This is a genomic window from Dapis brunnea BLCC-M229, assembly GCF_050015995.1.
Lineage (GTDB): Bacteria > Cyanobacteriota > Cyanobacteriia > Cyanobacteriales > Microcoleaceae > Trichodesmium.
This window is the reverse complement of record NZ_JBNHEP010000209.1, coordinates 1-16420: the sequence shown is the minus strand read 5'-3', so window position 1 is coordinate 16420 and position 16420 is coordinate 1. Positions and strand designations below refer to the sequence as shown.

Here is a 16420-nt window from a genome sequence, read left to right as displayed (position 1 = left end):
CCGCCGACGGCCTCAGTTGTTTAGCTATGGGACATGAAACGCGCAGCGTTGCCTCAGCAAAGCAGGAAGTAGTATCAAATCTGGTAGTATCGGTGGAATAAAGAGTGTGGGAAGGGTGGGAAGTGTGGGGAGATTTGATAATGGTTGAAAATAGAACATTTTTTCTACCGAATTAAGCGGATTTGATATAAATATTAAAATGTCCCTTATTATAACGTTTTATATCGATTTTATGAAGCAGGTACTATAAATGGATAATCAAGAAGAGTTACGCTATATAAAACTGATCGAGAAGGCATCAAAAAAGTTGGCCAAACTTGAGTCAGAACTTGACGCTCTAAAACGTCAGAACAGAGATGAACCAATAGCCATTATTGGTATGGGTTGTCGTTTTCCAGAAAATGCTAACAATCCAGAAGCGTTCTGGAATCTCCTACATCAAGGAGTAGATGGGATTACAGAAGTGCCTTCAGAACGCTGGAATATTGATGAATACTACACCTCCGAGTCTGGTGTTCCTGGAACAGTTTACACGCGAGGGGGCGGGTTTTTAAATGATATAGATCTATTTGACCCAAAGTTCTTTGGTATTTCTCCCAGAGAAGCTCTCAGCATCGATCCCCAACACCGTTTGCTATTAGAAGTTAGTTGGGAGGCATTAGAACACGGTGGACAATCTCCTGAAGATTTAGAGAATAGCCGGACAGGAATCTTTGTGGGTATAACACAAACAGAATATGGCAGATTACAAATCTCAGACCCAAAGGCAAATGAACTTAGTATCTATGATGCGACAGGAAGTGGTTTGTGTTTTGGCTCGGGGCGTCTTTCTTTTCTTCTTGGTTTCCAAGGTCCTAATATAGCTATTGATACTGGCTGTTCTTCTTCTCTGGTCGCAATTCATTTAGCTTGTCAGAGTCTCAGATTCAATGAATGTAATTTGGCTGTTGCAGGAGGGGTTAACCTTAACCTATTTCCAGAAACAACAATGATGTTTTGTAGTGGTAATGTTCTTTCTCCTGATAGTCGCTGTAAAAGTTTTGATTCTTCAGCAAATGGGATGAGTCGCAGTGAAGGATGTGGAATGATTGCCCTGAAGAAACTTTCGGATGCGATCGCACATCGAGATCGTATTTGGGCTGTAATTAAAGGTTCAGCAATAAACCATAATGGTATCAGCAATGGTTTGACTGTTCCTAATCAAATGGCTCAGGAGGAAGTAATTCGTCAAGCTATCAAAAATGCCGAGATAGAGCCTACTCAAGTCAACTATGTAGAAGCTCACGGTACTGGCACATCTCTGGGAGACCCTATTGAGGTAGGAGCTTTGACATCAGTCTTATGTCCTAATCGTTCTCAGTCAAATCCTTTGGTGATTGGTTCTGTAAAAAGTAACTTTGGTCACTCAGAATCAGCAGCAGGAATAATGGGTTTGATGAAAGTAGTGTTATCATTGGATAATGAAGAAATCCCACCTCATTTGCACTTTTCTAAGCCTAGTCCATACATAGCATGGGATGAAAATCCTCTACTTGTTCCTACTTCACTCATGGCCTGGCCTCGTTCTGAGAAACCAAGGATTGCCGGGGTAAGTTCCTTTGGAATGTCTGGTACTAATTCTCATATTATTTTGGAAGAACCACCTATTCAAGTCCGAGCTTCAAACTCTAAACTCCAAAGTAATGATTTACAAGATCGGTCGCATCAGCTTTTAACACTGTCAGCCAAAACAGAAACAGCCCTAAAAGAATTAGTAACTCATTATCAAAAACATCTACAAACTCATCCAGAATTAGAACTAGCAGATGTATGTTACACAGCTAACACAGGACGTTCCCACTTCCAACATCGCCTGGCCATACTCGCAGAAAACACACCACAATTAACCGAAAAACTACTTCAACTACAACAACCTCAACCTAACACAACAACAGGAGTATTTTCCGGTAAACTACCTAATCATAACACTCCCCCCAAAATAGCCTTCCTCTTCACAGGTCAAGGTTCCCAATATATCAACATGGGCCTCCAGCTTTATGAAACACAATCCGTATTCCGTCAAACCATAGACGAATGCAACTCCATTTTGGGTGAGGAGTTAGAATATCCTCTACGAGAAATTATCTATCCTCAAACAGATGACTTAGATAGTGGTATCATCAACCAAACAAATTATACCCAACCAGCTTTATTTGCCATCGAATACGCTCTATACAAATTATGGGAATCCTGGGGGATTAAACCAGATGTAGTCATGGGTCACAGCATCGGAGAATATGTAGCAGCAACCGTAGCGGGAATTTTCAGTCTCAAAGATGGATTGAAACTAATTGCCAAACGGGGAAAATTGATGCAAGAGTTACCGAGTGGTGGTCAGATGGTGTCAGTAATGGCCAATGAATCGAAAGTGAAAGAGTTAATAGGGCCATATGTAGAGAAAGTAGCGATCGCGGCCATAAACGGACCAGAATCAGTAGTAATATCAGGTGGAGGGGAAGCCATAGAAGCAATAGTAAGTCAACTAGAACTAGAGGGAATAAAGAGCAAACGACTAGAAGTATCCCATGGGTTTCATTCACCATTAATGGAACCAATGTTAGGAGAATTTGAAAAAGTAGCCAATCGAGTGAGGTATAATCAACCGCAGGTGAAACTGATATCAAATGTGACAGGAAAACAGGCAGACGAGAGGATAAGAACAGCCAAATATTGGGTAGATCATGTGCGAGAAGCAGTACAATTTGCCCATAGTATGGAGACATTAGATGAACTTGGGTATGAAGTGTTCTTAGAAATAGGACCGAAGCCAGTGTTAATAGGGATGGGTAGAGAGTGTTTAGTAGGGAAGAAAAAGAAATGGTTAGGAAGTTTGCGTGCAGGGAAAAAAGATAGGTTGCAAATGCTGGAAAGTGTAGGGAAGTTCTATGTAGAGGGAGTGAAGATAGATTGGTTGGAGTTGGACGAAGATAATGTGGGTCAGAAGGTGGTTTTACCTACTTATCCGTTCCAACGAAAACGTTATTGGATAACAGATATTCAAAATCGCAAAAAGAAAATTTCTCAGGGAGAAGAACAACAAGTTAAAACACCAGTAGTAGCAGCTCAAATTGAAAAACCACCCTCTAATCTATCCATTCAAAAGATAAAATTATCGAACCCAGGTTCTTTTTCAATACCAGAAGTTTCTTTATTGAAGTCAACACCAAAAATCAAATTAGCTAAACTGACAGTAAAATCTATTGAGGCGGAATCTCTAAAATTAACTCAGGAAATTATAGAACCTCAGAAAACTGTTTCTATTGTAGAAAATAGCCCTACTCAAACTCCAACAAAATCAAACTTGGGTAGAGTGGATATGAGTGAAATTAAACAAACTTTAAAACAAAAATTGGCTGATGTTCTATATGTAGATATTAGTGAAATTGAAGAAGACAAGAAATTTATTGATTTGGGCTTAGATTCAATAGTAGGGGTGGAATGGATTACTACTATTAATAACCTTTATGGGTTGAGAATTAAGGCAACGAAAATATACAATTATCCCACTTTATTAGAATTGTCAGAATATGTAGCCCAAGAATTGTTAACAATAGGAAATGATGAGAGATTATATAATCAAAAAGACTCTCAAATATATACATATAATAATATAAATAATCAAACTTCGCAGTTAGAAACATCTAAATTAACCAATTCATTTTCTGCTAAGGTAAACTTCTCAGAATTAAAGCAAGTGCTGAAACAAAAGTTAGCTGATGTGCTATATGTAGATATTAGCGAAATTGAAGAAGACCAGAAGTTTATTGATTTGGGCTTAGATTCAATAGTAGGGGTGGAATGGATTACTACTATTAATAACCTCTATGGATTGGAAATCAAGGCCACAAAAATATATGATTATCCAACCTTAATAAATTTAACAGAATATGTAGCTCAGGAAATTTCCCAAACAAGTAGACAGTTATTACCACAACTACATGATTCTTCTATAAAAAAATCTCGTGAGATACCTCAATTAAAAGTTATTCCAGAAGAAAATTTCAGGAAACAATTGCGTTCAATACTTAATCAATTAGCAAATCATAATTTGACCCGTAAAGAAGCTAATAAAATGATTAAAAAATTAAAACAAAATGCAAAATTCTAGGTCTCAAATAAACATAAGTTAAGATCGAAATAAGGAACACAATCAGTAAATACCCGTAGTTGATGCTTCTCAATAGAGTAACTGCCGACAGTCTCAATTGAAGCAGTAGGGACATTACATACAAAATTACAGCAGTTTTGGAGTTGATGAGGTACAAAATTTTAGGACTTTAGGGAGTAGGGACTAGGGAGTAGGGAAAAAGAGATTAACCTTAAAACTGTACCTCATTATCCTAAAAAGTGCTCTAAATTATCACTCACAGTTCTGAAGATGAGTCGGGTGAGGTAACTTACCAAAAAATGAGGTCCAAAGCCTCCCCTTTTAAGGGGATGAAAAAATATTCAGTTTAGTATTTCAAGCCTCCGACTAAAGCCGGAGGTACTGATAACTGAAATGAACTCGCTTAGTTTAACTTTATGGAGTAGAAAAATATGACTAAAAATAAGATATTTGAGACCATCAAGAAATATACATATGAAATAGCTCCAGAATTAGAAGGAAAAGTAATAGAGCCAACTGATAGCCTCAAAAACTTAGGAATCGATTCAGTAAATCGAGCTGAAATTATTATGATGGTTATGGAGGATTTGTCCTTGAATATCCCAAGAATTGAACTAGCTGGGGCCAAGAATATTCAAGAACTGGCAGATTTATTTGCAGCTAAGTTGGAAGCGAATAATGGAAAATAGTCCAGATTCAGCCAAAATAGCAATAACTGGTATGGGGATTATCACTTCTATTGGTCAGGGAATTACAGCTTTTCAAGAAGCACTACTATCTGGGAAAACTCAATTTGATTATCTCAGACGGCCAGGACGTGAAGCTTCTCAACCTTTTATTGGCTCAGAACTCCCAGATATTACAGTCAAATCCCTATTCCCAGAATATGGTGGATTATTAAACACAGCCACTTGGACTGCACAAATAGCAACCATAGCTGTTTCTGAGGCTTGGAAAGATGCCAAATTAATCAATGGTCAAATCAACCAGAAACGCATTGGGCTGGTGGTAGGTGGCTCAAATTTCCAACAACGTTATCAACAACAAATCTGGGATCGTTATCGATCAAACCCAGAATTTTTACGGCCAACTTACGGCATGGCAGTTTGGGATACAGATTTAATTGGTCTACTTTCTCAATGTTTTCAGATTCACGGAGAGGGTTATAGCGTAAGTGGTGCTTCTGCTAGTGGAGCAGTAGCCATAATTCATGCAGCTCGTCAAATTTTAATGGGAGTTGTCGATATCAGCATAGTGGTTGGAGCTTTGTTTGATATCTCAGCATGGGAGTGTCAGGGACTTAAAAATTTAGGTGCTATGGGGAGTGAGCGTTTTGCCAATACTCCTCATCTAGCTTGTAGGCCATTCGATCAAGATCGTGATGGCTTTATTTACGGAGAGGGTTGTGGAGTTTTAGTCCTAGAGAAAGCTGACCATGCTAAACAACGAGGGGTAAATTCCTATGGACAACTCATGGGTTGGGGACTTGGTTTAGATGGAAACCGCAGTCCATCACCAAGCCAAGAAGGAGAAGAACGAGCCATGAATTCTGCCCTGGCTATGGCAGACCTAAAGCCTGAGCAAATTGATTATGTGAATACTCATGGTACCAGTTCCCCTCTTGGTGACTACACAGAAATAGCAGCATTGAAATCCGTAGGGCTATCCCATTGTCTACTCAATGCGACAAAATCTCTAACGGGTCACTGTTTGACTGCTGCTGGAGTGATAGAGGTTATTGCAACTTTATTACAAATGAAGGCTGGAGTTTGTCATCCCACTCACAATTTAGTGAATCCTATCGATCCTTCACTACATTGGGTACAAGAAACTGCAGTTGCAGCCGAAATTCAATATGCCATTAGTAACAGTTTTGCTTTTGGAGGAATTAACACCGCTTTAGCGATCAGAAAATAGAAACTACTCTAGTATCACTGTGGGAAAGTGAACAGTTAAAAATATTGAAAATACAGGAGTAATTTGTGAAAACAGTTGGAATAGAAGCCTTAAACGTATACGGAGGTGCAGCAAAGTTAGATTTGCGAATCTTAGCAGAAGCTCGTGGATTAGACATGGAGCGCTTTCAAAATTTACTGGTAAAAGAGAAAGCAATTGCCATGCCTTATGAAGATCCTGTATCCCATGCAGTTAATGCAGCAAAGCCAATTATGGATAGCTTAAGTGATTCAGACAGAGAACAGATTAAAATGGTAATTACTTGTACTGAATCAGGTATAGATTTTAGCAAATCCATTAGCAACTATATCCATAATTATTTGGGGCTAAGTCGAAATTGCCGTATGTTTGAACTTAAGCAAGCTTGCTACTGTGGTACAGCAGGCTTTCAAATGGCATTGAGCTTCATTTTGTCTCAAGCATCTCCAGGAGCTAAAGTTTTAGTTCTAGTAACTGACATATCTCGGTTTTTGGTTACAGAAGGAACTGGACCTATAGCTGAAGATTGGTCTTTTGCTGAACCCACCAGTGGTTCTGGAGCTGTAGCAATTTTGGTAAGTGATGTTCCTTACATTTTCCAAGTGGATGTAGGATGTAATGGTTTCTACGGCTATGAAGTAATGGATACCTGTAGACCAATCGCAGATTCGGAAGCAGGAGACCCAGACTTATCCTTACTTTCTTATTTAGATTGCTGTGAAAATGCCTATATGCAATATGAACTTCTGGTAGAAGGAGTAGACTATCAGAAAACTTTTGATTATTTGAGTTTTCACACACCTTTTGGTGGAATGATCAAAAGTGTCCACAAGAATATGATGCGTAAGTTTAAAAAAGCTAAACTAGCTGAAATTGAAGAAGATTTTCGCAGACGGGTAATGCCAGGTTTAACTTATTGCCAGCAAGTGGGTAATATTATGGCTGCAACGGTATTTGTCTCCCTAGCTAGCACCATTGATAACGGTGAATTTAGTAATCCTCGACGTATTGGTCTATTTTCTTACGGTTCTGGTTGTTGCTCAGAATTTTATAGTGGTGTTGTTACCCCACAAGCCCAGCAAATTCAAGCTAAACGCTCTCTTTCAGGACAGTTAGCACAACGTTATTCCTTAAATTTTGAGGAATACGAACTGTTACTCAACAAAAATACTACAGTTCCTTTTGGAACCAGAAATAAAACTTTAGATTATCAAATTTTCCCTGCTGTGTGGCAGCAGATTGAAGGTAAAGGTTTATTAGTGCTAAAGGAAATTAAAGAATTTCACAGGGAGTATGAATGGGTATAGCTATGGAATATCAAACACTGAAAATAAATTATCAATCAGCAGTACAAAGGATTCAATTCTATCGACCAGAAGCTAACAACAGTATTAACTATCAGCTAACTCAAGAATTATTATCAGCTTTTCAAGCTGCTGAACAAGACGAGCAGATAAAAGTAGTGGTATTAGAAGGGTTGCCTGATGTGTTTTGTACAGGACTAGATTTCCAAGGAGTATCTGCTGGAAACATGGAAGAGATAGACCCAAAAGTTGGTGCTAATGACTACTACAATATCCTCAAGCAAATGTCCCAAAGTAACAAAGTAATTGTGTCACTTGTGCGCGGTAAAGTTCAAGCTGGAGGAGTTGGTTTTGTGGCAGCAAGCGATCTAGTTCTTGCTGATGAAACGGCAACATTTGTTTTGTCAGAACTATTATTTGGTCTGTTACCAGCTTGTGTCTTGCCTTTTTTAATTCGTCGAGTGGGGTTTCAAAAAGCCTATCGTTTAGCGCTGACTACTCAATCTATATCAGTAACTGATGCTTATAATTGGGGATTAGTTGATGAATATAGCACTGATATTACTAAAGTATTACGACAACATATTCGGCGTTTACAGTGTTTACCATCATCTGGGGTGAAACAGCTAAAAGATTACGTTAATCAGTTATGGATTATTCAACAAGAAACTCAAGATTTAGCAGTGAATACTATTTCTAAGCTATTAGCAGATCCTCATATTCAAGCAAAAGTTAGATTATATGTAGAAGAAGGAGTATTTCCATGGCAAACAAAAAGGTAGGTTTGGTGCAGCTAACAGAATTGAACAATGGGGTTGTCCAAATTAAAATGGAAGATGAGGAACATTCTAACTCTCTTTCTCAGAGATTAGGGGAAGATTTGTGGAAATGTTTTAAAAAGATCGATGAAAATGATACTTATAAAGTAGCGATCTTAGCTGGAACTCCTAATTATTTTTGCACAGGTGGTAATCAAGAACAGTTAATGTCGATTTTTAAGGGGGAATCAAAATTTACTGATGGTTTTGAGATTCTAACTTCGGCATTAAATTGTCGAATTCCAGTAATTGCAGCTATGGAAGGCCATGCTCTGGGTGGTGGGTTTGCATTAGGTTTATATGCAGATTTTCTTGTCTTCAGTCGAGAGAGTTTTTATGCCAGCAACTTTATGAAATATGGTTTTACACCAGGAGCGGGTGCAACACTCATATTACCTAAAAAGTTAGGGTATGAGTTGGCAAGAGAAATGATGTTCACAGCTTCTAACTACAGTGGAAAGCAACTAGCAGAACGAGGTATTCCTTTTCCAGTATTACCAAGACAAGAAGTGCTAAATTATGCAGTAAATCTTGCCAATAAAATAGCAGATAAACCTGTATTATCTCTGGTCAAATTAAAAGAACATTTAGCATGGAATACAAAAAATGAATTACCATTGTTGGTAGAAAAAGAGCTTAATATGCACGAAATCACTTTTAAGCAACCAGAAGTAAAAACTAGAATAGAATCAGTTTTTGACGAAATTAAGGGTGATAGTGAAAAATACAATAATAATCAAAGTGAATATAAATATATAGATAGTTTATATAGTTCTAGAACGTCTACAAAAACAATATTGTTACAGGAGCAAGAAACTGAGCAAGATGAGATACTGTCATTATTAGAATCAGGAGAAATTTCTTTAGAAGATGCTGAAAAATTATTGTTACAGGAGCAAGAAACTGAGCAAGATGAGATACTGTCATTATTAGAATCAGGAGAAATTTCTTTAGAAGATGCTGAAAAATTATTGTTACAGGAGCGAGAAACTGAACAAGATGAAATTAATAAATCAGCCTTAATTCAGAACACAGATGTAGCAATTATTGGTATATCATGTCGATATCCAGGGGCAAATAACTGGAAGGAGTTTTGGGAAAATTTAAAGAATGGTGTTGACAGCGTAACAGAAGTCCCTCCTGAAAGATGGAACGAAAAAAATTGGTATCACCCCGATCCAAATCATCCAAATACCTCCTATTCAAAATGGGGTGGTTTTTTAGAAGATGTTGATAAATTTGATTCTCAATTCTTTAATATTCCGCCATCAGAAGCCCAATTTATAGACCCTCAACACAGAATCTTTATAGAAGAAGCTTACCATGCTATTGAAGATGCTGGATATGCAGCAAATTCCCTGAAAAGTAAAGATTGTGGAGTGTTTGTAGGGGCAACAAATGGTGATTATTTAAAGTTGTTGTCAATGTCAGGATTAGATACTAATCGACACGCTTTGACGGGAAATTTGCTTTCGATCCTGGCTGCCAGAATAGGATATTTTCTAGACCTTCGCGGACCTTTAATCGCTATTGATACTGCTTGTTCCTCATCCTTAGTAGCAATTCATCAAGCCTGTGAAAGTATTCGCAGAGGAGAAAGCGAACTAGCAATTGCTGGAGGTATTAATTTAATGCAAACACCAATGACACATATTTCCATCAGTCAATTCAAAATGTTATCTCCTTCGGGAGTTTGTAAAGCATTTGATATCTCGGCTGATGGTATGATTTTTAGTGAGGGTTGTGGTGTTATTTTACTAAAAGATTATGCTCAAGCAGTTCGAGATAATGACTATATTTATGGAATAGTAAAAGGTTCAGGCATCAATTATGATGGGGATACTAATGGTATTTTTACTCCTAGTAGTGAGTCTCAAAGACAGTTGGAGAAGAAGGTTTATGAGAAATTTGAAATTAATCCAGAAACTATAAGTTATGTAGAAACTGCTGCTGCTGGATCGAAGCTTGGAGATGAAATTGAAGTAGAAGCTTTAAAACAAGTATTTGAGGAGTACACAAATAAAAAGCAATTTTGTGGAATTGGATCGGTAAAAACAAATATTGGTCATACATCATGTGCTTCTGGAGTTGCAGGTCTGATTAAGACAATTTTGTGCCTAAAAAATCAAAAATTGGTTCCTTCATTACACTGCAACCAGCCTAACCCCGAAATGGAGTTGGAAAATAGCCCCTTTTATATCAACACAAAATTTAAAGATTGGAAGACACCTGAAGGTAAACCTAAACGAGCAACAGTTAGTTCATTTGGTTTCAATGGTACTAACGCTCATATTGTTTTGGAAGAAGCACCCATCAAACTCACACAAGAAACAACAGAAGTTTCTAGTAAGCACTCGCATCAGCTATTAACACTGTCAGCGAAAACAGAAACAGCTCTAACAGAATTAGTCACTCATTATCAAAAACATCTACAAACTCATCCAGAATTAGAACTAGCAGATGTATGTCACACCGCCAACACAGGACGTTCCCACTTCCAACATCGCCTCGCCATACTCGCACAAAACCAACAACAATTAACCGAAAAACTACTTCAACTACAACAACCTCAACCAGAAATAACAGGAGTATTTTCCGGTAAACTACCTAATCATAGCAACCCCCCCAAAATCGCCTTCCTCTTCACAGGCCAAGGTTCCCAGTATATCAATATGGGCAGACAGCTATATCAAACACAATCAGTCTTCCGTCATGCCATAGACGAATGTGACACAATTTTGCGTGAGGAACTAGAACATCCTCTAAGAGAAATTATCTATCCTCAAACAGATAACTCAGATAGTAGTATCATCAATCAAACAAACTATACCCAACCAGCCTTATTTGCCATCGAATACGCTCTATGCAAATTATGGCAATCCTGGGGCATTAAACCAGATGCAGTCATGGGCCACAGCATCGGAGAATATGTAGCAGCAACCGTAGGGGGAATTTTCAGTGTCAAAGATGGGTTGAAACTAATAGCCAAACGAGGGAAATTGATGCAGGAGTTAACGAGCGGTGGTCAGATGGTGTCAGTAATGGCAAATCAATCAAAAGTGGAGGAATTAATTAGGCCATATATAGAAAAAGTGACAATTGCAGCCATCAATGGGCCAGAATCCGTAGTGATTTCAGGTGGAGCCGAAGCCATAGAATCAATAGTTACTAGACTAGAATCAGAGGAAATCAAGAGCAAAGGACTAGAAGTATCCCATGGTTTTCATTCACCATTGATGGAACCAATGTTAGAAGAATTTGAGAAGGTAGCCAATCAAGTGAGGTATCATCAACCCCAAGTGAAACTGATATCAAATGTGACAGGGAAACAGGCAGACGAGAGGATAAGAACAGCCAAATATTGGGTAGAGCATGTGCGTGAACCAGTGCAATTTGAGATGAGTATGGAGACATTGGAGGAACTTGGGTATGAAGTGTTCCTAGAAATAGGACCGAAACCAGTGTTAGTAGTGATGGGAAGAGAATGTTTAGTAGGGAAGAAAAAGAAGTGGTTAGGAAGTTTACGTCCAGGGAAAAAAGATAGGGTGCAAATGCTGGAGAGTTTAGGGAAGTTGTATGTAGAGGGAGTGAAGGTTGATTGGTCAGGGTTTGACCAAGATGATGTTCGTCAGAAGGTTGTTTTACCTACTTATCCATTCCAACGAAAACAATATTCCATAGAAACTTCTACAAACGGACATCAAAAAATAAATTCTGTTACTATCAAAAATCAAACAACTCCGCTTCTGGAGTTACTTCATCAAGGAGAAACTCAAAAATTAGTTCAACAATTGGAAACAGTTGGAAATCTTTCCCAGGAAGAAGTCAATTTACTACCCAAAATTCTAGAACTACTTCTTAAACAGCAGCAATATGAACCTTTGAAACAACAACTAAAGGGGATGTCGGCAAGCGAGAAAACTAATACTTTAATCGCTTATCTTCAAAGTGAAATTGCTCGTCTACTAGGGATGAAAGATTATGAAGTAGATGTAGAACAACCTATAAATACAATGGCTGTTGACTCCCTGATGGCCGAACAATTAAGGAATCAGATTCATACTGAGTTGGGAATTGATATCCCTGTTGTTAAATTTATAGAAGGGGTAAGCATTGTTCATTTGGTAAGTTATGTAAATGATGAACTACAGCAAATTGAAAGTAATCAGGAACTTGGACTGGAAAATAATGAACAATCTGGTGCAACAGAGATTGCTGGTCGCGTTTGGATTGAGGGAGAATTATAATCATTCTTGAATTGAGTTTAAATATAATTTAATTGAGGGGAAAATTAACAACTATGGAACTAATAAAGTTTTTACAAGAGCTAACAATTCAAGGTTGGCAGTTATGGAGTGAGGGAGAACGACTACGCTACCGTGCCCCCCAAGAAGAATCAACAGAGTCGGTATTATCCCAACTAAAGCAACATAAGAGGGAAATATTAGAGTTATTACACTCTCAACCTGATATTCTGCAAGTCTATCCGCTATCCTACGGGCAAAGGGCACTATGGTTTTTGTGGCAATTAGCACCAGATAGTGGTGGTTACAATATTTCATTTGCTGCTCGCATTCGCTCCTTGGTAGATTTTAAAGTTTGGCATCAAGTTTTCCAAGAGTTGAGAGAGCGCCACCCGATTTTATGTAGTACTTTTCCAAACTTAAATCAAGAACCTATCCAACAAGTGGATCAAAATCAGGAGTTAGACTTATTAGAAATTAATGCTTCTAGTTGGAGTGAAGAAGAACTACAGGAGAAATTGCTAGAGTCTCACTATCATCCTTTTACTCTAGACAAAGAAGCGGTAATGCGGGTAAGGTGGTTCACTCGCTCAGAGGAGGAACATATCCTACTGCTAACTATACACCACATTGCTTGGGATGGTTGGTCAATGGAACTGAGTGTTGCAGAATTATCAAAACTCTACCAAGCCAAAATATCTGGTGAGAAACTATCCCTTTCAACTCTCAAGTATTCATATAAAGATTATGTCTACTGGCAGAGAGAAATGCTTGATAGTGCAAAAGGAGAAAAGCTATGGAAATATTGGCAACAAAAATTAGTAGGAGAATTACCAGAACTAGATTTGCCTACTGATCGACAACGCCCACCAATACAAACTTATAATGGTGCTTCCTACTCTTTCAGTTTACCCGAACAACTTAGCCAGGAACTTAGGGAGCTTGCTTCTATAGAAGGAGTAACTCTTTATATGATTCTTTTGGCAACCTTTCAAGTTCTCCTGTATCGTTATACGGGTCAGGAAGATATTTTGGTGGGTTCTCCTACTCTAGGTAGAGGTAAACCTGAGTTTGCTTCCATTGTGGGCTATTTTGTTAATCCTATTGTTTTGAGGGCAAATCTGTCTGGAAATCAAACTTTTAAAGAGTTTCTTGACCAAGTACGTCAAACGGTCTTAGAAGCAATAGCTCATCAGGATTATCCGTTAGCGTTACTGGTGGAAAAATTGCAGCCGATTCGCGATCCTAGTCGTTCTCCTATTTTCCAGGTAATGTTTACTTTAATCAAATTACAAGCTGAAGCAGAGGGACTAAACCTGTCTCTAGGTGCAACCCAAAGTAAATTGGATTGGAGAGGATTAAAATTAGAAACTCTGGCAATGCCTAGTCAAGAAGGTGTGTTCGATCTGAGTTTAGAAATTGTTGAAAAAAGCTCGCATCTGGTTGTATTTTTTAAGTATAATACCGACTTGTTTGAGAGAGAAACTATTGTGCGGATAGGGGATCATTTCCAAACATTGTTAGAAGGAATAGTGACAAATCCAGAACAATCAGTAGAGCAAATCCCAATTATAACAGCAACTGAGCGAAAGCAGTTAGTGATAGACTGGAATAATACTTTCACTGAGTATCCGACCGATAAATGTATCCATGAGTTGTTTGAGGAGCAAGTGAAATGTAATCCACAGGCAGTAGCGGTTGTATTTGAGGATCAGCAATTAACTTATCAACAGTTGAATTGTCGTGCTAATCAATTAGCCCACTACTTACAAACAAAAGGTGTCAAACCAGAAGTATTGGTGGGTATATGTATGGAGCGATCGTTAGAGATGATGGTTGGACTTTTGGGGATTCTCAAGGCAGGTGGTGCTTATGTGCCACTAGACCCTAATTATCCATCAGAACGATTAGCTTATATGCTCTCTGATGCAGCAGTATCTCTGTTGGTAACTCAAGATTCGTTAGTAGAGAGGTTGCCAAAACATCAAACTCATGTAGTTTGTTTAGATTCGGATTGGGAAGCGATATCTGCACATACTCAAGAAAATTCTGTGATTGAAGTCAAACCAGATAATTTGGCTTATGTAATCTATACTTCAGGTTCTACAGGAAAGCCGAAGGGAGTTGCTATTGAACATCATAGTCCCCTAGCTTTATGCCATTGGGCTAAAGAAGTCTTCACCATCAAACAAGAGGATGGTGTGTTAGCTTCCACTTCCATATGTTTTGACTTATCTGTTTTTGAAATATTTGTGACATTAAGTTGTGGTGGTAAAGTAATTCTGGCTAAGAATGCTTTAGATTTACCTAATGTTAATAAATCAGAGGAAGTAACTCTAATTAATACAGTTCCTTCTGCAATTACTGAACTTTTAAGAATCAAAGGTTTACCTTCTAATGTCAGGATAATTAACTTGGCAGGTGAAACATTCTCAAATCGATTGGTACAAGAACTATACAAGCAAGAAAGTATCCAGGCGGTATACAATCTCTATGGGCCATCTGAAGATACTACTTATTCTACTTTTTCTTTGTTAAAAAAGGGAAGTACTACTGAACCCACTATTGGTTGTCCTATCGCTAACACTCAAATATATATCCTAGACCACTATCAACAACCACTTCCAATTGGAATACCAGGAGAATTATACATTGGGGGTGCAGGTTTAGCTAGAGGGTATTTGAATCGACCTGAATTAACAGCAGAGAAATTTATTCCTAATCCCTTTGACAATAAAATCCCAAGTCAAAAATCAAAACTTTATAAAACAGGGGATTTGGCCTGCTACCTTCCAGACGGTAATCTCCGATTTCTTGGTCGGATCGATCATCAGGTTAAAATCCGGGGTTTTCGTATAGAATTGGGTGAAATCGAAGTTATTCTGGGTAGCCATCCTCAAGTCCAAAAAGTAGTGGTGATGGCGCGGGAAGATGCTTCTAGTAATAAAATACTGGTAGCTTATATAGGCAGCCAAGGTCTGTCTATAAGCAATAGTGATTTGCGAAACTTTCTGAAACAAAAACTGCCAGAGTATATGATTCCATCTGCGTTTGTGATTTTAGAAACTATACCATTGAATCCTAACGGTAAGGTTAATCGCAAAGCACTACCGTCACCAGAAGGCGAATTCATGCGAAAAATAGGTTTTGTGTCACCACGCACCCCTACCGAGAAAATTGTTGCTAACATTTTTGCTTCTGTTCTGAAAAATTCAGAAGTAAGTATATATGACAACTTTTTTGAGTTGGGGGGACACTCTCTATTGGCGAATCAAGTAATTTATCGTATACCCCAAGAATTGGGAGTAGAGCTACCCTTGACTACTATATTTGAACTACCAACTGTAGCAGAATTGAGCGATCGCTTAGAGACTATCAGCAACGAAAAGAGTTTGTCTTTAGCCAAACAACTACAAATTGTCCCTACTGGACAACTAGATGAACGAGAGGAAATTAAGCTATGAGAACCTCACGGGGTGACAAGTACCTCAAAACTATTCAGGATCACGGGGAGACAAGCATCTCAAAACTATTGTGGGATAAGGGTTTAAAGACTCACGGGGTCACGGGGTGACAAGCTAGCTGAAAGCTATATACCTCACGGGGTGACAAGCAACTCAAAGCTATTGTGGGATAAGGCTCACGGGGTGACAAGCTAGTTGAAAGCTATATATAGAAAGGGATTTGCGTTCAGAAACTGAATAATACTTCAATTAAAAGAAAACCCTTATTGAGAATGAACGGGGTGTAGTGCGTTCGCGGAGCGTTGCGTCAGCAGTAGCGCTCTGCGCTCGCACTACACCTCCTAACTAGGTTGAATCATTATTCAAGTAACACTAGAGAATAATATTATGAAAAAACTCACCTTTATTAATTGATTGTTAATCAAAAATTCTCACGGGGTGACAAGCTAGTTGAAAGCTATATATAGAAAGGGATTTGCGTTCGGGGACTGAAGAATATTTCAACAAA

The 16420-nt window shown here is 38.3% G+C and carries 7 protein-coding genes; all 7 read left to right on the top strand.

Translation table 11 applies throughout. The features are described from left to right. Positions 1 to 250 precede the first annotated feature (250 nt). The 7 genes from ACP6PM_RS23570 to ACP6PM_RS23540 all read left to right on the top strand — a co-directional run bounded on the left by ACP6PM_RS23570 (position 251) and on the right by ACP6PM_RS23540 (position 15912). Positions 251 to 4147 (top strand): beta-ketoacyl synthase N-terminal-like domain-containing protein, encoded by a 3897-nt coding sequence (locus ACP6PM_RS23570; protein WP_426588954.1) that lies wholly within the window; start codon positions 251 to 253, stop codon positions 4145 to 4147. A 431-nt stretch (positions 4148 to 4578) separates the two neighbouring features. Continuing rightward, positions 4579 to 4836: an acyl carrier protein gene (locus ACP6PM_RS23565; RefSeq protein ID WP_426588952.1), complete on the top strand. Its 258-nt coding sequence runs from the start codon at positions 4579 to 4581 to the stop codon at positions 4834 to 4836. Beyond that, positions 4826 to 6064 (top strand): beta-ketoacyl synthase N-terminal-like domain-containing protein, encoded by a 1239-nt coding sequence (locus tag ACP6PM_RS23560; protein WP_426588950.1) that lies wholly within the window; start codon positions 4826 to 4828, stop codon positions 6062 to 6064. The genes ACP6PM_RS23565 and ACP6PM_RS23560 overlap by 11 nt, the downstream gene beginning before the upstream one ends. 65 nt (positions 6065 to 6129) lie before the next feature. Beyond that, a complete protein-coding gene (locus ACP6PM_RS23555) occupies positions 6130 to 7389 on the top strand; it encodes a hydroxymethylglutaryl-CoA synthase family protein (RefSeq protein ID WP_426588948.1) in 1260 nt (419 codons plus the stop codon). Next, entirely contained in the window at positions 7380 to 8168 is a 789-nt protein-coding gene (locus tag ACP6PM_RS23550; protein WP_426588947.1) for an enoyl-CoA hydratase/isomerase, read from the top strand. Before ACP6PM_RS23555 ends, ACP6PM_RS23550 begins: the two co-directional genes overlap by 10 nt. Continuing rightward, positions 8150 to 12451, top strand: coding sequence for a polyketide synthase (locus ACP6PM_RS23545; RefSeq protein WP_426588945.1), 4302 nt, complete (start codon positions 8150 to 8152; stop codon positions 12449 to 12451). Before ACP6PM_RS23550 ends, ACP6PM_RS23545 begins: the two co-directional genes overlap by 19 nt. Before the next feature lie 53 nt (positions 12452 to 12504). After that, entirely contained in the window at positions 12505 to 15912 is a 3408-nt protein-coding gene (locus ACP6PM_RS23540; RefSeq protein ID WP_426588943.1) for a non-ribosomal peptide synthetase, read from the top strand. Positions 15913 to 16420: the final 508 nt, after the last annotated feature.